Source organism: Streptomyces sp. NPDC030809 (genome assembly GCF_055572195.1).
This window is the reverse complement of the sequence record NZ_JBVIDV010000017.1, coordinates 1-18,208: the sequence shown is the minus strand read 5'-3', so window position 1 is coordinate 18,208 and position 18,208 is coordinate 1. Positions and strand designations below refer to the sequence as shown.

The 18,208-nt window shown below is 72.6% G+C and carries 14 protein-coding genes; 5 read left to right on the top strand and 9 right to left on the bottom strand.

The genetic code is table 11. From position 1 onward, the window contains the following. Positions 1-61: 61 nt before the first annotated feature. The 7 genes from ACZ407_RS22315 to ACZ407_RS22285 all read right to left on the bottom strand — a co-directional run bounded on the left by ACZ407_RS22315 (position 62) and on the right by ACZ407_RS22285 (position 9,440). Positions 62-1,267, bottom strand: a complete 1,206-nt coding sequence (locus ACZ407_RS22315; protein WP_468130828.1) for an acyl-CoA dehydrogenase family protein — start codon at positions 1,265-1,267, stop codon at positions 62-64. Positions 1,268-1,269: 2 nt separating this feature from the next. Further along, positions 1,270-1,782: a MaoC family dehydratase gene (locus ACZ407_RS22310; RefSeq protein ID WP_226738650.1), complete on the bottom strand. Its 513-nt coding sequence runs from the start codon at positions 1,780-1,782 to the stop codon at positions 1,270-1,272. A gap of 3 nt (positions 1,783-1,785) precedes the next feature. Next, positions 1,786-2,760 carry an HpcH/HpaI aldolase/citrate lyase family protein gene (locus ACZ407_RS22305; RefSeq protein ID WP_468130826.1) on the bottom strand — a complete coding sequence of 325 codons (975 nt, stop codon included), beginning with the start codon at positions 2,758-2,760 and terminating at the stop codon, positions 1,786-1,788. Beyond that, positions 2,757-4,820, bottom strand: coding sequence for a protein meaA (locus ACZ407_RS22300; protein ID WP_468130824.1), 2,064 nt, complete (start codon positions 4,818-4,820; stop codon positions 2,757-2,759). Before ACZ407_RS22300 ends, ACZ407_RS22305 begins: the two co-directional genes overlap by 4 nt. Before the next feature lie 31 nt (positions 4,821-4,851). Next, positions 4,852-6,189: a crotonyl-CoA carboxylase/reductase gene (gene ccrA / locus ACZ407_RS22295; RefSeq protein WP_468130822.1), complete on the bottom strand. Its 1,338-nt coding sequence runs from the start codon at positions 6,187-6,189 to the stop codon at positions 4,852-4,854. Between the two features lie 445 nt (positions 6,190-6,634). After that, positions 6,635-7,492, bottom strand: a complete 858-nt coding sequence (locus ACZ407_RS22290; RefSeq protein WP_468130820.1) for a TetR family transcriptional regulator — start codon at positions 7,490-7,492, stop codon at positions 6,635-6,637. A 148-nt stretch (positions 7,493-7,640) separates the two neighbouring features. Continuing rightward, entirely contained in the window at positions 7,641-9,440 is a 1,800-nt protein-coding gene (locus ACZ407_RS22285) for a 3-hydroxyacyl-CoA dehydrogenase family protein (RefSeq protein ID WP_468130818.1), read from the bottom strand. A gap of 576 nt (positions 9,441-10,016) precedes the next feature. Here ACZ407_RS22285 and ACZ407_RS22280 point away from each other — a divergent pair. Continuing rightward, a complete protein-coding gene (locus ACZ407_RS22280) occupies positions 10,017-10,598 on the top strand; it encodes an adenylosuccinate lyase (protein ID WP_468130816.1) in 582 nt (193 codons plus the stop codon). Between the two features lie 40 nt (positions 10,599-10,638). Here ACZ407_RS22280 and ACZ407_RS22275 read toward each other — a convergent pair whose 3' ends face one another. After that, a complete protein-coding gene (locus ACZ407_RS22275) occupies positions 10,639-11,046 on the bottom strand; it encodes a RidA family protein (RefSeq protein ID WP_468130814.1) in 408 nt (135 codons plus the stop codon). Between the two features lie 221 nt (positions 11,047-11,267). Then, complete coding sequence (locus tag ACZ407_RS22270) at positions 11,268-12,833, bottom strand: alpha/beta hydrolase (protein ID WP_468130812.1); 1,566 nt, start codon at positions 12,831-12,833, stop codon at positions 11,268-11,270. A 249-nt stretch (positions 12,834-13,082) separates the two neighbouring features. Here ACZ407_RS22270 and ACZ407_RS22265 point away from each other — a divergent pair, with 249 nt between their 5' ends. The 4 genes from ACZ407_RS22265 to ACZ407_RS22250 all read left to right on the top strand — a co-directional run bounded on the left by ACZ407_RS22265 (position 13,083) and on the right by ACZ407_RS22250 (position 17,991). Further along, a complete protein-coding gene (locus tag ACZ407_RS22265; protein WP_468130810.1) occupies positions 13,083-13,526 on the top strand; it encodes an SRPBCC family protein in 444 nt (147 codons plus the stop codon). A 213-nt stretch (positions 13,527-13,739) separates the two neighbouring features. Next, a complete protein-coding gene (locus ACZ407_RS22260) occupies positions 13,740-14,573 on the top strand; it encodes a M55 family metallopeptidase (RefSeq protein ID WP_468130808.1) in 834 nt (277 codons plus the stop codon). A gap of 1 nt (position 14,574) precedes the next feature. Next, positions 14,575-15,921 (top strand): M20/M25/M40 family metallo-hydrolase, encoded by a 1,347-nt coding sequence (locus ACZ407_RS22255; protein WP_468130806.1) that lies wholly within the window; start codon positions 14,575-14,577, stop codon positions 15,919-15,921. Positions 15,922-15,936: 15 nt separating this feature from the next. Then, positions 15,937-17,991, top strand: coding sequence for a prolyl oligopeptidase family serine peptidase (locus ACZ407_RS22250; protein ID WP_468130804.1), 2,055 nt, complete (start codon positions 15,937-15,939; stop codon positions 17,989-17,991). Positions 17,992-18,208 lie beyond the last annotated feature (217 nt).

Here is an 18,208-nt window from a genome sequence, read left to right as displayed (position 1 = left end):
GGCCCGAAGCCGGTGACAGGGTGTGACCCTTTACGCGGACTTTCCGCTACAAAAGGGACTTTCAGCCCTGGAGCTTGTACTCCTCGAGCAGGCGTCGCCCGATGATCATTTTCTGGATCTCGGCGGTTCCTTCGCCGATCAGCAGCATCGGGGCCTCCCGGTAGAGGCGCTCGATCTCGTACTCCTTCGAGAACCCGTAACCGCCGTGGATGCGGAACGCGTCCTCCACGACCTCCTTGCAGTACTCGGAGGCGAGGTACTTCGCCATCCCTGCTTCGAGGTCGTTTCGTTCCCCGGAGTCCTTTTTGCGTGCTGCGTTGACCATCATGGCATGAGCGGCCTCGACCTTGGTAGCCATCTCGGCCAGCTTGAACTGGATGGCCTGGTGCTGGGCGATCGGCTTCCCGAAAGTGTGACGTTGCTGGGCATAGGAGACACCCAGTTCGAACGCACGCTGAGCGACGCCGCAGCCACGCGCCGCCACGTTGACGCGCCCGACCTCCACGCCGTCCATCATTTGGTAAAACCCTCGGCCGGTGACCCCGCCGAGGACCCGATTGGCCGGAATGCGCAGTCCGTCCATGATGAGTTCGGTCGTGTCGACGCCCTTGTACCCCATCTTGTCGATCTTGCCCGGGATGGTCAGCCCGGGGCGGACCTCACCGAAGCCGGGCTCCTTCTCGACGAGGAAGGTCGTCATCGACTTGTGGGGCGCCGTGCCCTCGGGGAGACCTTCGTCACTCCGGCACAGAACGGCCACCAGGGTGGAGGTCCCGCCGTTCGTCAGCCACATCTTCTGGCCGTTGAGGACGTACTCGTCGCCGTCCTTGACCGCCTTGGACGTGATGGCCGACACGTCCGAGCCCAGACCCGGCTCGGACATCGAGAAGGCGCCGCGCACCTCGCCCAGCGCCATGCGGGGCAGGAAGTGGTCCTTCTGCTCCTGGGTGCCGTGCTGCTTGAGCATGTACGCCACGATGAAGTGGGTGTTGATGATGCCCGAGACGGACATCCAGCCCCGCGCTATCTCCTCCACGCACAGGGCGTAGGTGAGCAGCGACTCACCGAGACCGCCGTACTCCTCGGGGATCATCAGACCGAACAGGCCGAGCTCCTTGAGCCCGTCGACGATCTGCTGCGGGTACTCGTCCTTGTGCTCCAGTGCGGTCGCGACAGGGATGATCTCCTTGTCGACGAACTCGCGGACGGTGTCGACGATCTCCTGCTGGACCTCGGTGAGGCCGGCGGTCCTGGCGAGTCGTGCCATGGCTACTTCCCCTGTTCCTTCAGCTGGGGCCGGCCGGGCTGCTCGCCGCCGCGCTCCTTGATGTACGTCTCGGTCGGGACCATCACCTTGCGCCGGAAGACGCAGACGAGGGTGCCGTCCTGCTTGTAGCCCTTGGTCTCGACGTAGACGATCCCGCGGTCGTTCTTCGACTTCGAGGGGGTCTTGTCCAGGACCGTGGTCTCGCCGTAGATCGTGTCGCCGTGGAAGGTGGGCGCCACGTGCCGCAGGGACTCGATCTCAAGGTTGGCGATGGCCTTGCCGGAGACGTCCGGGACGGACATGCCCAGCAGCAGGGAGTAGATGTAGTTGCCCACCACCACGTTCTTGCCGAAGTCCGTGGTGTTCTCCGCGTAGTTCACGTCCATGTGCAGCGGGTGGTGGTTCATGGTCAGCAGGCAGAAGAGGTGGTCGTCGTACTCCGTGACCGTCTTCCCGGGCCAGTGCTTGTAGACCGCGCCGACCTCGAACTCCTCGTAGGTGCGTCCGAACTGCATGGCTCAGGCCTCCGGGATCTCGAACTTGGTGGTGCGCTGCATCCCCGCGGCGCGGCCCTTGCCCGCGATGACCAGGGCCATCTTGCGGCTGGCCTCGTCGATCATCTCGTCGCCGAGCATCGCGGAGCCCTTCTTGCCGCCGGCCTCCGAGGTGCACCAGTCGTAGGCGTCGAGGATCAGCTCGGCGTGGTCGTAGTCCTCCTGGGAAGGGGAGAAGACCTCGTTGGCCGCCTCGACCTGGCCGGGGTGCAGGACCCACTTGCCGTCGAAGCCCAGCGCGGCCGCGCGGCCGGCGACCTCGCGGTACGCGTCCACGTCGCGGATCTGCAGGAAGGGGCCGTCGATGGCCTGGAGGTTGTGGGTGCGGGCGGCCATCAGGATCCGCATGAGGATGTAGTGGTAGGCGTCCGCCGGGTAGCCGGGCGGCTGCATGCCCACGACGAGGGACTTCATGTTGATCGAGGCCATGAAGTCGGCCGGGCCGAAGATGATGGTCTCCAGACGCGGCGAGGCGGCCGCGATCTCGTCCACGTTGACCAGGCCCTTGGCGTTCTCGATCTGCGCCTCGATGCCGATCTTGCCGACCTCGAAGCCCATGGTCTTCTCGATCTGGGTCAGCAGCAGGTCGAGGGCGACCACCTGCTGGGCGTCCTGGACCTTCGGCAGCATGATGCAGTCGAGGTTCTGGCCGGCGCCCTCGACCACCGTGATCACGTCGCGGTAGGTCCAGTGGGTCGTCCAGTCGTTGACGCGCACGACCCGGGTCTTGCCCGTCCAGTCGCCGTTGTTCAGCGCGTCCACGATCGTGTGGCGGGCGCCTTCCTTGGCGAGCGGGGCGCAGGCGTCCTCCAGGTCCAGGAAGACCTGGTCGGCCGGCAGGCCCTGGGCCTTCTCCAGGAACCGGGGGTTCGAACCCGGGACCGCGAGACAGGAGCGGCGCGGGCGGAGCCGGTTCACGGGGGAGAGGGGCGTGGTCATGCGGGGACCTCCGTGCTTTCCAGAAGGGGGTGCAGCTTGTTCGCTTTGCGGATCTCGTCGACGATACGTCCGATGATCTCCGTGATACCGAAGTCTTTGGGGGTGAACACGGCAGCCACTCCGGCGGCCTTCAGCTCCTCGCCGTCCGCGTTCGGAATGATGCCTCCGACGATGACCGGCACGTCGCCCGCCCCCGCCGTGCGCAGCCGCTCCAGGACGTCCGGGACGAGTGCGCTGTGCGAACCGGACAGGATGGACAGTCCCACGCAGTGCACGTCCTCCGCCAGCGCGGCGGACGCGATCTGCTCGGGAGTGAGTCGAATCCCCTGGTAGACCACCTCGAACCCGGCGTCGCGGGCCCGTACGGCGATCTGCTCGGCCCCGTTGGAGTGGCCGTCCAGTCCGGGCTTGCCCACGAGCAGGCGCAGCCGGCCGGTGCCCAGCTCCTCGGCGGTGCGGGAGACCTTGGCGCGGACCTCGGCGAGCGGGGTGCCCGGCTCGGCGGTCACCGCGACCGGTGCGGAGGAGACGCCGGTGGGTGCCCGGAACTCGCCGAACACCTCACGCAGCGCCCCCGCCCACTCCCCGGTGGTGACGCCCGCACGCGCACACTCCAGAGTGGCTTCCATGAGGTTCTCGTCGCCCGCCGCGGCCTCCTTGAGGCGCTCCAGCGCCTGTGCGGTGGTCGGGAAGACGAAGGGGTCCCCGTTGCCCTGCCGGTCCGAGGACTCCTGGCGCTCGGCGCGCCAGCGGCCGATCCGCTCGACGGTGAGGGCCTCCACGGCCGGGTCCACCGTCATGATCGCGCCGTCGAGGTCCGCGGTGAGCGGGTTCTCCTCGGTCTGCTGGAAGCAGTTCACGCCGACGATCTTGTCCTCGCCGGCCTCGATCCGGGCCCGGCGCTCGGCGTGCGAGGAGACCAGCTGCGACTTGAGGTAGCCGGACTCGACGGCCGCCATCGCGCCGCCCATCTCCTGGATCCGGTCGATCTCCGCCAGGCACTCCGCCACCAGGGAGTCCACCTTGGCCTCGATCACGTGGGATCCGGCGAAGATGTCCTCGTACTCCAGCAGGTCGCTCTCGTGGGCGAGGACCTGCTGGATGCGCAGGGACCACTGCTGGTCCCAGGGACGCGGCAGGCCCAGCGCCTCGTTCCAGGCGGGCAGCTGCACGGCGCGGGCGCGGGCGTCCTTGGAGAGGGTGACGGCCAGCATCTCCAGCACGATCCGCTGGACGTTGTTCTCCGGCTGGGCCTCGGTCAGGCCGAGGGAGTTGACCTGGACCCCGTACCGGAAGCGGCGCTGCTTCTCGTTCGCGATGCCGTACCGCTCGCGGGTGACCTGGTCCCAGATGCGGCCGAAGGCGCGCATCTTGCACATCTCCTCGATGAAGCGGACGCCCGCGTTCACGAAGAAGGAGATGCGGGCGACCACCTCGCCGAAGCGCTCCTCGGGGACCTGCCCCGAGTCGCGGACCGAGTCGAGGACCGCGATCGCGGTGGACATCGCGTACGAGATCTCCTGGACCGGAGTGGCCCCCGCCTCCTGCAGGTGGTAGCTGCAGATGTTGATCGGGTTCCACTTCGGGATGTTGTTGACCGTGTACGCGATCATGTCCGTCGTCAGGCGCAGGCTCGGCCCGGGCGGGAAGACGTGCGTCCCGCGGGAGAGGTACTCCTTGACGATGTCGTTCTGGGTCGTGCCCTGGAGCTGCGAGATGTCCGCGCCCTGCTCCTCGGCCGCCACCTGGTAGAGCGCCAGCAGCCACATGGCCGTGGCGTTGATCGTCATCGAGGTGTTCATCTGCTCCAGGGGGATGTCCTGGAACAGCCGCCGCATGTCGCCGAGATGGGAGACGGGCACGCCGACCCGGCCGACCTCGCCGCGGGCGAGGATGTGGTCGGGGTCGTAGCCGGTCTGGGTCGGCAGGTCGAAGGCGACCGACAGACCCGTCTGGCCCTTGGCGAGGTTGCGGCGGTACAGCTCGTTGGACGCCTCGGCCGTGGAGTGGCCCGCGTACGTCCGCATGAGCCACGGACGGTCCTTCTGACGCTCTGTCATCTCAGGCGATCCTTAGGCGACTTGGTCGTGGTCAGACGTTGCGGAAGCGGTTGATCGCGTCGAGGTGCTTGGCGCGCAGCTCGTGGTCGCGGACGCCGAGGCCCTCCTCGGGCGCCAGCGCGAGCACGCCGACCTTGCCCTGGTGCAGGTTGCGGTGGACGTCGTAGGCGGCCTGGCCGGTCTCCTCCAGGGAGTAGACCTTGGAGAGGGTGGGGTGGATCTTGCCCTTGGCGATGAGGCGGTTGGCCTCCCAGGCCTCGCGGTAGTTCGCGAAGTGCGAGCCGATGATGCGCTTGAGGGACATCCACAGGTAGCGGTTGTCGTACTCGTGCATGTAGCCCGAGGTCGAGGCGCAGGTGGTGATCGTGCCGCCCTTGCGGGTGACGAAGACGGAGGCGCCGAAGGTCTCGCGGCCGGGGTGCTCGAAGACGATGTCGATGTCCTCGCCGCCGGTCAGCTCGCGGATCTTCGAGCCGAACCGCTTCCACTCGCGCGGGTCCTGGGTCTGCTCGTCCTTCCAGAACTTGTAGCCCTCGGCGTTGCGGTCGATCACCGACTCGGCGCCCATCGTGCGGCAGATCTCCGCCTTCTCGGGGGAGGAGACCACGCAGATCGGGTTGGCTCCGCCGGCGAGGGCGAACTGGGTCGCGTACGAGCCGAGGCCGCCGCTCGCGCCCCAAATGAGCACGTTGTCGCCCTGCTTCATGCCGGCGCCGTTGCGGGAGACCAGCTGGCGGTAGGCGGTGGAGTTGACCAGGCCGGGGCTCGCCGCCTCCTCCCAGCTGAGGTGCGCGGGCTTGGGCATCAGCTGGTTGGACTTGACGAGCGCGATCTCCGCCAGCCCGCCGAAGTTGGTCTCGAAGCCCCAGATGCGCTGCTCGGGGTCGAGCATCGTGTCGTTGTGGCCGTCCGAGGACTCCAGCTCGACGGAGAGGCAGTGCGCGACGACCTCGTCGCCCGGCTTCCAGGCGTTGACGCCGGGGCCGGTGCGCAGGACCACGCCCGCGAGGTCGGAGCCGATCACGTGGTACGGCAGGTCGTGGCGCTTGGCGAGCTCGCTGACCCGGCCGTAGCGCTCCAGGAAGCCGAAGGTGGAGAGCGGCTCGAAGATCGAGGTCCAGACCGAGTTGTAGTTGACCGAGGAGGCCATGACGGCGACGAGGGCCTCGCCCGGGCCGAGCTCCGGCACCGGGACCTGGTCCAGGTGGAGCGACTTGCGGGGGTCCTTCTCGCGGGTGGTGAGCCCCGCGAACATCTCCGTCTCGTCCTTGTGCACGGTGATCGCGCGGTAGGACTCGGGGAGTGGCAGGGCCGCGAAGTCGTCGGCGGTGGCGGCCTGCGACTGGATCGCGTCGAGGATGTCCTTCACGGTGGTGCCTCCGGCAGAGGGTGCGTCGAGGGAACGCTGAGGGTGGTCCGGGGGAGGTGTGCCGTCGGTTCGGCGGTGCGGTGGTGCGGTGCTGCGGGCGCGCCGTGGTGGGCGCGGAGGGGCCTGGTGACGCAGGCCGTCCGGGGCGCGTTCCGCTGCGTGGTGGCGCGGACCGCGGGGACTTCCGGACGGCTTCAACGTATGGCACCCCGTGTCACTCGGCAAGGCACTGCGTGCCAAAAATTTCTCTCATTTGCCGATTGACCTGCGCAGTTGAGCGATGATCGATCAGAGTTACCCGTGAGTAGGGGCAAGCTGGACAAACGGAAGTGGCCGCCCCCACATCGGGAGCGGCCACTGTGACGCTCATCGCGTCGGGTGCCTGGTGGTGCGTCGGGCCGGGGCCGGCCGGTGCCCGTTTCCGGCCACCGGCGACCGCGTGCGGTCAGTTCTTCCTGAGGGCCTGCTCGATCGTGCGCATGACCTCGTCCAGCGGGGCGTCCGTACGCGCCACCGCGACCAGCACCTCGCCCTGGGCACCGACCGCCGCGGGCGGCGCCGGGGCGTGCTCGGGCTCCGGTTCCGCGGCCGAGGCGGCCGCGGTGGCGGTGCGCCCGGCCCCGATGCCCCCGCCGAAGGTCTTGCGGACGATGCCGAAGGCGTGGTCGAGCTGCGCCTCCACGTCCCCCTGGCCGCCGGCCCGCAGCCAGCGCCGCAGCACGTGGTTGTGCGCCGTCACCACGGCCGACGCCGCCACCTCGGCCAGCAGCGGGTCGTCGTTGCCGTCGTGGTGGTCGTGCTCGTCGAAGTGCGCCAGCAGGTAGCGGGTGAAGAGCCGCTCGTAGCGGGCCACCGAGGCGATCTCCCGCTCCCGCAGGGTGGGCACCTCGCGGGTCAGCCGGTACCGCTCGACGGACACCGCGGGGGAGGCCGCGTACATCTTCATGACCTCCTTGATGCCCCGGCAGACCGTGTCGAGCGGGTGCTCGGCGGCCGGAGCCGCGTCCAGCACGGCCTCGGCCCGGGTCAGGGTGTCGTCGTGGTCGGGGAAGATCGCCTCTTCCTTGGAGCGGAAGTGCCGGAAGAAGGTCCGGCGGGCCACCCCGGCGGCAGCGGCGATCTCGTCCACCGTCGTCGCCTCGTACCCCTTGGTCGCGAACAGCTCCATCGCGGCGGCGGCGAGCTCGCGGCGCATCTTCAGCCGCTGGGCGGCGGCACGGGTCCCCGCGGCGCTCTCCGGGGCGTCGGGCGCAGCGGCGCGGGTGATCTTGGCGGACTGGGACATAAGGCGAACGTACTGCATCGGTGCAGCGGAGCGCGCCTGCGGGGGTGGATGCGGGGGAGGGCCGGCACTGGGCACACAGTGCTCCTCGGGAGGGTTCGTCCGCCGTGGTGAGGGTCCGGCGGACCCGAGCAGCCCTCCCCACGCATCCAGCTCGTGGGCGCCTCGGTCAGCGCCGGGCGTACTCACGGAATCCGCGGCCGGTCTTCCGGCCCAGGCAGCCCGCCGCCACCAGGTGCTCCAGCAGCGGGGAGGGGGCCAGGCCCGGGTCGCGGAACTCCTTGTGGAGCACCTTCTCGATGGCCAGGGAGACGTCGAGCCCGACCACGTCGAGCAGCTCGAACGGGCCCATCGGGTAGCCCGCGCCCAGCTTCATGGCCGCGTCGATCTCGTCGAGGCTCGCGTAGTGCTCCTCGACCATCTTGATCGCGTTGTTCAGGTACGGGAAGAGCAGCGCGTTCACGATGAACCCGGCCCGGTCCCCGCAGTCCACCGGGTGCTTGCGGACCTTCGTGCAGACCGCGCGGACCGTGGCGTGGACCTCGTCGGAGGTCAGGACCGTGCGGACCACCTCGACCAGCTTCATCGCCGGGGCCGGGTTGAAGAAGTGCATGCCGATCACGTCCTGCGGGCGCGAGGTGGCCCGGGCGCACGCGATCACCGGCAGCGAGGAGGTGGTCGTGGCCAGCACCGCACCCGGCTTGCAGATCTTGTCCAGGGCCGCGAACAGCTCCTGCTTGACCGCCAGGTCCTCGGCCACGGCCTCCACGGCCAGGTCCACCCCGGCGAAGGCCTCCAGCGAGCCGGCCGGGCTGATCCGGGCCAGGGTCTCGTCCCGCGCCTGCCCGGTCAGCCGGCCGCGGGACACCGCCCGGTCCAGGGACTTGCCGATCGCCGCCTTCGCGGCCTCCGCCTTCTCCTGGGAACGGGCCGCCAGCACCACCTCGTACCCGGCCTGGGCGAAGACCTGCGCGATGCCGCTCGCCATGGTCCCGGACCCGGCCACGCCGACCGAGGAGACCGGACGGCCGGCGGCGAGCTCCGCGTCCGCCGCGGGGGTCTGGGCGTCGCGCACCACGGTGGCGCCGCCGGGAGCGTCGTACGTGTAGAAGCCGCGGCCGGACTTCCGGCCGGTCAGCCCCGCCTCGGCGAGGTGGCCCAGGATCGGGGCCGGGGCGTGCAGCCGGTCCCCGGAGGCCGCGTACATGGCCTCCAGGACGGTACGGGCGGTGTCCACGCCGATCAGGTCGAGCAGTGCGAGCGGGCCCATCGGCAGGCCGCAGCCCAGCCGCATGGCCGCGTCGATGTCCTCGCGGGAGGCGTACTTCGACTCGAACATGGCCGCGGCCTGGTTGAGGTAGCCGAAGAGCAGGCCGTCCGCGACGAAGCCCGGCCGGTCGCCGGCGGCCACGGGCTCCTTGCCGAGGTCGCGGGCCAGCGTGGTGACCGCCTCGACCACCGGCGGGGCGGTCAGCACCGAGGAGACCACCTCGACCAGCTTCATCGCCGGGGCCGGGTTGAAGAAGTGCAGGCCGACGACCCGCTCCGGCCGCAGCGACTCGGCCGCGAGCCGGGTCACCGACAGCGCGTTGGTGCCGGTGGCCAGGACCGTGTCCGGGCGCACGATCGCGTCCAGCGCCCCGAAGACCTGCTGCTTGAGCGCGAAGTCCTCCGGGACCACCTCGATCACCAGGTCCGCGTGGGCGGCGGCCTGGAGGTCGGTGAAGGTGCGGAAGCGGGACAGCACGTCCTGCCGCTCCTGCTCGGTGAGGCGCTCGCGGGTCACGGAGCGCGCCGTGGCGGCCTCCAGGGCGGCGACCGCCGAGCGGGCGGCGGCCTCGCTGATGTCGATGCCGATGACCTCGCGGCCGGCCCGGGCGAGCACCTCGGCGATGCCGGTGCCCATCGTGCCGAGACCGACGACGGCGATGGTGGCGAGGGGACTGGGCGGAGTGGACTGACGGTCCATCGCGGGACTCCAGTGGAAGAAGAGGGTGGTGACGGCTGGGAGCGCGGCGCACAGGAAGCACGGAGGCGCGGGCGGCACGGGTGCGGGGATGTGCGGGTGCACAGCCGTGCACAGGGTGCACGGGCGTGCGGGGACGCACAGGTGTGCGGGAAGGGATACGGGTACGCGGTCGCGCGGGCGCGCGCAGGGGCGGAAAGCCGCCGCACGGGCACGGTCGTACGGGGTACGGGAGGAACGCGGCGGCGCGCACGGCGCGGAACGGCCCGGAAGGCGCACGGAGGCGAAAGGAGAACGCAGCCGTGGCCGGAGCCGGCGTGCCGGGTGCATCCGCGGAAACGGCAGGGCCCTGTCCCGGGGCCGCACCGGAGGGCGGATGCCGAACCGATCGGACGATCAGCACTCGCAGCGGCTGCGTCACCAGGCCGCTTCAAGTACCCGGTCCCGCGCCGCGGATTGCGGGCGCAAGGACTCGTAGAAGCGAGATTAACCGCCGGGTAACCGGAGCGCCAGTGGGCCGTCGGGGGGAACTGTGTGATCTGCACCGCGCCGCCGCCGGCCCGCCCCTACCCTGGCCCGGTGGACGACCAACTGGCGGTGCTGGCGGGGCGGGTGCGGGACGAGGCCGGGCGGGAGGGGCCGGCGGCGGCCGCCCGTTGCGGGCGCCTCCTGGCGGACGCCGGCCCGGACGAACTGGCCGCGGCGCTGACCGCCGCGGGCGAGCCGCTGTGGGCGCGCGAGGTGGCCGCCTACCGGCTCGGCTGCGCCGGCGACCGGCGCGCCTTCGAGTCCCTCGTCCTCTTCCTCAACCACCGCGACCCCCCGCGGTGCGCGGCCGCCGCGCACGCCCTGGCCCGGCTCGGGGACCCGCGCACCGCCCGCGCCGCGGCCGCCCTCGCCACGAACGCGCTGCGCACCGCGTACGCCCTGCACCCGGTGCGCCTGCTCGCCGAGCTGCGCGCCCCCGAGTCGGCCCCGGCCCTGATCGCCACCCTGGGCCGGCTGCTGGGCCCGCACGAGCCGTACTGGCGGGTGGCCCTGGCCTGCGTGGAGGGCCTGGGCGAGCTCGCGGACCCGCGCGCCCGGCCGGTGCTGACCGCGGCCCAGTCCCACCCGCGGCTGGCCGCGGCCGCCACGGGGGCCCTGCGGAAGCTGCCGTGACGACGGGCGGGGAACGGGCGGTGCGCCCCCGCCCCGGGGCTCAGTCCTGCGGGACCACCGCGAAGGCCTCGACCTCCAGGAGGAGGTCCGGGCGGAAGAGGGCGGCCACCTGCACGGCCGAGGAGGCCGGCAGGCGGTCCGCGGGGATCACCGCGTCGCGGGCCGCCCGGACCGCCGGCAGGTGGGCCACGTCCGTGACGAAGTACGTCAGCTTCACCACGTCCTGGAAGCCGGCCCCGGCCGCGGCCAGGCAGCGGCGCAGGTTCTCGAAGACCTGGCGGGCCTGGGCGGCCGGGTCGCCCGGCCCGACCAGCTCGCCGTCCTCGTCGAAGGCGCACTGGCCGGACACGGCCACGAACCGGCCGGTGCCCCAGACGACGTGGTGGTAGCCGGAGCCGGGGCTGACGCCCTCCGGAGCGGACACGCGGGTCAGATGATCATTCGTCATACGGCCATCCTGCCGCGGAGGTCGGCCCGGCCGCGGACCGGGGGCCGGGCCGGGGTCCGGGCCGGGCGGGTGCGCGGTCCGGGGTCCGGGCCCGGCCCCGAGGTCGGACCCGGGCCGGGGCACGGGACCGGTCCGGCCCGGACCCCGGCCGAGCTCAGGACCGGACCCCGGCCGAGCTCAGGACCGGAGCCGGTCAAGCTCAGGACCGGAGCCGGTCAAGCTCAGGACCGGAAGCCCAGCAGTCCGTGCAGGGCCGCGCCGCCCGCCGAGGGGGCCGCCGCCCGGGTGGCCGGGACCGGCTTCGGCTCCGGCTGGGCCGGGCAGGACGCCGTACCGCCCGCCGGGAGGGCGCCGGTGGTCAGATAGTCCGTCAGGTGGCGGTCCAGGCACTTGTTCCCGCTCAGCGAGATCCCGTGGTTGCCGCCGCCCTCCTCCACCACCAGCGCCGAGCCGGCCAGCTTCGACCGCATCGTCTCCGCGCCCTCGAACGGGGTCGCCGCGTCCTCCGTGGCCTGGAAGAGCAGGGCCGGCGGGGCCTGGGTGTTCGCCACGTCCGGAGCCTGGAGCGGGGCCGCCTTCCAGAACGCGCACGGCGCGTTGTACCAGGCGTTGTTCCAGGTCATGAACGGGGCCTTGGCGTGCGTGGTCCACATGTCCCGGCGCCAGGTGTTCCAGTCCCGCGGCCAGCCCGAGTCCCGGCACTGCACCGCGCTGTAGACGCTGTAGCTGTTCCCCGCCGCCGGGTCCACCGCGCCGAACCGCTCGTACGCCGCCACCAGCGGCTTCGCGTCCTCCTTCGCCGCGTACGCGGCGAAGGCCTCGGCCAGCTGCGGCCAGTAGCCGTTGAAATAGCCGCCCGGCAGGTAGGTGTCCTCCAGCTCCGCCGGGCCGACCTTGTCCCCCGCCGGCCGGTCCCGCAGCGACTCGCGCATCCGGTACCAGGCCCGCTCGACCTCCTCCGGGTCGCCGCCCAGCCCGTACACCGCGTCGTGCCGGGCCACCCACGCCAGGAAGGCCCTGTGGCGGGCGTCGAAGGCCAGGTCCTGGGCGAGGTTGTCCTCGTACCAGACCCCGCCCGGGTCCACGACCGAGTCCAGCACCATCCGCTTGACCTGCTTCGGGAACAGCTTCGCGTACACCGCGCCGAGGTAGGTCCCGTACGAGTAGCCGAAGTAGCTGACCTGCGGGGCGCCGAGCGCGCGGCGGACCAGGTCCAGGTCGCGGGCCGCGCTGACCGTGTCCACGTACGGCAGCACGTCCGCGTGCCGGGTCGCGCAGGACTCGGCGAACGCGCGCACCCGGTCGAGGTTGGCCTGCTCCTCCTCCAGGGTGTGCGGCACCGAGTCGGGCCGCACCGGGGCGAAGTGCCCCTGCCCGCAGTTCAGCGCCGGCTCGCTCTTGCCCACCCCCCGCGGGTCGAAGCCGATCACGTCGTACTGCGAGGCCAGCGCCGCCGGCAGGGCCGAGGCCACGAAACCGGCCAGGCTGCGGCCGCTGCCGCCGGGACCGCCGGGGTTGACGAGCAGCGGCCCCTGGGACTTCGACGCGGTGTGCGGGACCCGGGTCAGCGCCAGGGTGATCTGCCGCCCCTCCGGCCGGGCGTGGTCCAGCGGCACGTGCAGGGAGGCGCACTGGAGCGTCGGGTACCGCGAGGTCGCGCACTTCTGCCACACCAGCGGGGCCGCCTTCCCGGGCCCGGCCGCACCGGCCGCACCGGCGGGCGGGGACGCCACCGTCCCCGCCAGCACCGTGGCGATCGACAACAGAACTGCTGCGCGCTTCTTCATGGGGCCTCCCAGCCGCTGGTCTGGGGGAATCGTCCCGGAAAGGGCGCCCGGTCCGGCGCACTTCTGCGGTCCATTGGCCCGATTTGATGATGCTTCGGTTACTCCTTGCCGACGTGCCGGCCGCCGGCGGGGGCCGGCGGCCCGGGCGGGGCGCTCCCCCCGGCACCCGGATTTGGGCCCCCGTGCCGGAGATGATTGGCTTGCCGCCGACCCCGAAGTCGAGCGTTCACAAGTGCTGGAGGAACAGGTATGGCACAGGTCGAGGCCACCACGGAGCGCATCATCGCGGCCGACGCGGAGACCGTGTTCGACGCGCTCGCGGACTACAGCGGCATCCGCTCGAAGGTGCTCCCGGAGCACTTCAGCGAGTACGAGGTGCGCGAGGGCGGCGACGGCGAGGGCACCCTCGTCCACTGGAAGCTCCAGGCCACGAGCAAGCGCATCCGCGACTGCCTCCTGGAGGTCACCGAGCCCACCGACGGGCAGCTCGTCGAGAAGGACCGCAACTCCTCGATGGTCACCACCTGGACCGTCACCCCGGCCGGCGAGGGCCGCTCCCGCGCGGTCGTCTCCACCGTGTGGAACGGTGCCGGCGGCATCGGCGGCTTCTTCGAGAAGACCTTCGCCCCCAAGGGCCTCGGGCGCATCTACGACGCCCTTCTCGCCAACCTCGCCGCCGAGGTCGAGAAGTAGCCCCACCGGACACCGCCCCTCCGGTGCCCGGGCCCCCTCGGCCCGTCACCGGATCGGGTGGAATCCGCCGCCCTCGGGGGCCCCGGCAGCCGGGGCCCCCGCGCGCTGTTCCGGGGACCGTGCAGCCACGGCCTAGGGTGGCCGAGGGTTGAGCGCGGCCCGGACGGGCAGGCATTCCGCCCGTCCGCTCGCACGCGCACCCCGGAGGCCCCGATGAAGATCCTCATCTCCGCCGACATGGAGGGCGCCACCGGGGTGACCTGGCCGGCCGACGTGCTGCCCGGCACCCCCCAATGGGAGCGCTGCCGGGCCCTGTTCACCTCCGACGTGAACGCCGCCGCCCTCGGCTTCTTCGCCGGCGGGGCCGACGAGGTCCTCGTCAACGAGGCCCACTGGACCATGCGCAACCTGCTGCTGGAGCGGCTCGACGAGCGGGTGGAGATGCTCACCGGCCGCCACAAGTCCCTCTCCATGGTCGAGGGCGTCCAGCACGGGGACGTGGACGGGATCGCCTTCGTCGGCTACCACACCGGGGCCGGCGCCGAGGGGGTCCTCGCCCACACCTACCTCGCCAACTCCATCACCGGGGTCTGGCTCAACGGCACCCGCGCGAGCGAGGGCCTGCTCAACGCCCGCGTGGCCGCCGAGTACGGGGTCCCCGTGGTCCTCGTCACCGGCTGCAACCTGACCTGCGAGGACGCCCGCGGCTACGCACCGCACGCGCGCACCGTCGCGGTCAAGGACCACGTCTCGCGCTACGCCGCCGTCTGCCGGCCCCCGGCCCGTACCGCCGCGCAGATCGAGGCGGCGGCCAAGGAGGCGACCGCCCTCGCCGTCCGGCACGAGCCCGTGCACGCCGGACCCTTCGCCGTCGAACTCGAATTCGACGCCGCGCACCTGTCCGCCGCCGCCACCGTCGTCCCGGGGGTCGAGAGCAGCGGCGAGCGCCGTGCCGCGTACACCAGCAGGACGATGTACGAGGCGATCCGCACCTTCAAAGCGGTCACGACGATCGTGTCCGCGGCCGTGGAGGAGCAGTATGGCTGACATGCACTCCCCAGAGCAGGCCGCAGCGGACGTCCTCGACGGGACGGCCCTGGACGAGGCCGTCGAGTTCACCTCCGGCCTGATCCGCATCGACACCTCCAACCGAGGCGGCGGCGACTGCCGGGAACGGCCCGCCGCCGAGTACGTGGCCGAGCGGCTCGCCGGAGCCGGCCTGGAGCCCGTACTCCTCGAACGCACCCCGGGCCGCACCAACGTCGTGGCCCGGATCGAGGGCACCGACCCCTCCGCCGACGCCCTTCTCGTGCACGGCCACCTCGACGTGGTGCCCGCCGAGGCCGCCGACTGGAGCGTGCACCCCTTCTCCGGGGAGGTCCGCGACGGGGTGGTCTGGGGCCGCGGGGCCGTGGACATGAAGAACATGGACGCGATGGTCCTGGCGGTCGTACGGGCCTGGACCCGCGCCGGGGTCCGCCCCCGGCGGGACATCGTCCTCGCCTACACCGCCGACGAGGAGGACAGCGCCGCCGACGGCGCCGGCTTCCTCGCCGACCGCCACCCCGGCCTCTTCGAAGGCTGCACCGAGGGCCTGAGCGAGTCGGGCGCCTTCACCGTGCACGCCGCCCCCCGGCTCCCGCTCTACCCCATCGCCGCCGGCGAGCGCGGCACGGCCTGGCTCCGGCTCACCGCCCGCGGCACCGCCGGCCACGGATCCAAGCCCAACCCGGCCAACGCCGTCAGCCGCCTCGCGCACGCGGTGGCCCGGATCGCCGACCACCGCTGGCCGGTCCGCCTCACCCCCACGGTGAGCGCGGCCCTCACCGAGCTCGGCGAGATCTTCGGCGCGGGCCCCGGCCCCGGCTCCCGGCACTTCGACCTCGACGCCTTCCTCGCCAAGCTGGGCCCGGCCGCCGGCCTGGTCGAGGCCACGGTCCGGCAGAGCGCCACCCCGACGATGCTCGACGCCGGCTACAAGGTGAACGTCATCCCCGGCCGGGCCACCGCCTACATCGACGGCCGGTTCCTCCCCGGCGGCGAGGCGGAGTTCGCCGCCACCCTCGACGAGCTCACCGGACCGGACGTGGAGTGGGAGTTCCACCACCGCGAGGTGGCCCTCGAAGCGCCCGTGGACTCGCGCACCTTCGCCGTCCTGCGGGAATCCGTCGAGCGCTTCGACCCCGCCGGGCGCGTGGTGCCGTTCTGCATGGCCGGCGGCACCGACGCCAAGCAGTTCTCCCGCCTCGGCATCACCGGATACGGGTTCTCCCCCCTCCGCCTGCCGCCCGGCTTCGACTACTGGTCCCTGTTCCACGGCGTGGACGAGCGGGTGCCCGCCGACGCGCTGCACTTCGGGGTCAGGGTCCTCGACCACGCCCTGCGCGCCCTGTAGGGAGGGAGCCCGGACATGGTGTCCACCGCGCCGTACGGCAGCTGGCCGTCACCGATCGACGCCGCGCTCGCGGCCGCCCTGGACGGCCGCCCCGAGTACCTGGGGGCGGTCGGCGGGGAGCTGTGGTGGACCGAGCCCCGGCCGGCCGAGGGCGGCCGCCGCGCCCTCGTGCGCAGCCGGGCCGACGGGGTTGCCGAGACGGTGCTGCCACCGCCGTGGAACGTCCGCAGCCGGGTGGTCGAGTACGGCGGCCGGCCCTGGGCGGGCGTCGAACGGCCCACCGGGGGACCGCTGGTGCTGTTCACCGACTTCGCCGACCAGCGGCTGTACGCGTACGAGCCGGACGCGTACGAGGGGGCGGGGGCGGAAGGGGCGGACGCCGAAGGGGCGGGCGCGGCCCCGGGCGCGGCGGGCGGTGCGGGTGGGACGGGGCCGCGGCCGCTCACGCCGGTCTCGGCGACCGGCGGCGGGCTGCGCTGGGCCGAGCCGGTGCCCCGCCCCGAGCTCGGCGAGGTCTGGTGCGTGCTGGAGGAGTTCACCGGCCCCCGCCCCACCGACGTACGCCGCCTGCTGGCCGCCGTACCGCTCGACGGCTCCGCGGCCGCCGACCGCACCCGGGTACGGGAACTCACCGACGACCGGCACCGCTTCACCACCGGGCCGCGGCTCTCCCCGGACCGGCGGCGGGCCGCCTGGCTGGTGTGGGACCACCCGCGGATGCCCTGGGACGGCACGGAGCTGAAGGTCGCCGAGATCAGCGAGCAGGGGGAGCTGACCGGGGTGCGCACCGTCATGGGCGGGCCCGCCGAATCGGTGGCCCAGGCCGACTGGGCGGCGGACGGCAGCCTGCTCGCGGTGAGCGACCGCGACGGCTGGTGGAACCCGTACCGGGTGGACCCGGACACCGGGGAGGCCGTCAACCTGTGCCCGCGGGAGGAGGAGTTCGGCGGGGCACTGTGGAAGCCGGGACTGAGCTGGTTCGCGCCGGTGGCCGGAGCGGGGGCGGGTGACGGGGCCGGGCAGGTCGCGGTGCTGCACGGCCGCGGCGCCTCCGTGCTCGGGATCCTCGACCCCGCCTCCGGGGACCTCGTGGACGCGGCCGGGCCCTGGACCTCCTGGCAGCCCACCCTCGCCGTGCGCGGCACCCGGGTGGCGGGGGTGGCGGCCAGCCCGCGCAGCGGGTACGAGATCGTCGAGCTGGACACCGCCACCGGGCTCACCCGGGCCATCGGGCCGCGCTCCGCCGAACCGGTGGACCCCGCGTACTACCCCGAACCGCAGAGCCGCACCTTCACCGGCCCCGAGGACCGCGAGATCCACGCCCTCGTCTACCCGCCGCACCACCCCGGCCTGGCCGCCCCGGCCGACGAGCTGCCGCCGTACGTGGTGTGGGTGCACGGCGGGCCCACCGAGCACGTGGCCCCGGTGCTGGACCTGCACATCGCGTACTTCACCTCCCGCGGGATCGGGGTCGTGGAGGTCAACTACGGCGGCTCCACCGGCTACGGGCGGGCCTACCGGGAGCGGCTGCGCGAGCAGTGGGGCATCGTCGACGTGGAGGACTGCGCGGCGGTGGCCCGGGCGCTCGCCGAGGAGGGCACCGCCGACCCGGCCCGGCTGGCCATCCGCGGGGGCAGCGCGGGCGGCTGGACCACGGCGGCCTCGCTGGCCGGCACGCGGCTGTACGCGTGCGGGACGGTCATCTACCCCGTGCTGGACGTGGACGGCATCGCGGCCGAGACCCACGACCTGGAATCGCGCTACCTGCCCGACCTCGCGGCCCGCCGCGAGCGGCGCTCGCCGCTGGCCCGGGCGGACCGGATCACCGTGCCGTTCGTCCTGCTCCAGGGGCTGGACGATCCCGTCTGCCCGCCGGCCCAGGCGGAGCGCTTTCTGGCGCGGATCGCGGGGCGGGGGGTGCCGCATGCGTATCTGGCGTTCGAGGGGGAGGGGCACGGGTTTCGGCGGGCGGGGACGATGGTTCGCGCGCTGGAGGCGGAGCTCTCCCTGTACGCCCAGACCTTCGCCTTCCCCCGCGAGGACATCCCCCACCTGGCCCTGCGCCCCTGACCGCGGGGCTCCTCCCGGTGCCCCGGCACAACCGGGCCCCTCCGGGGGCAAGCCCCAGCTTCGCCAGGGGGTACCTCCCAGCCCCCTGGGGCTGGGGGAGTTTGGGGCGCAGGGGGCAACCCCCAGCCTCGCCGGCGATTGAGGCGCGGGTCCGGGCGGAGCCCGGTGCCCGGCGCCAGCCGGGTTGCTCTTGGGGGTTCCCCCCCCACCCCCCCCC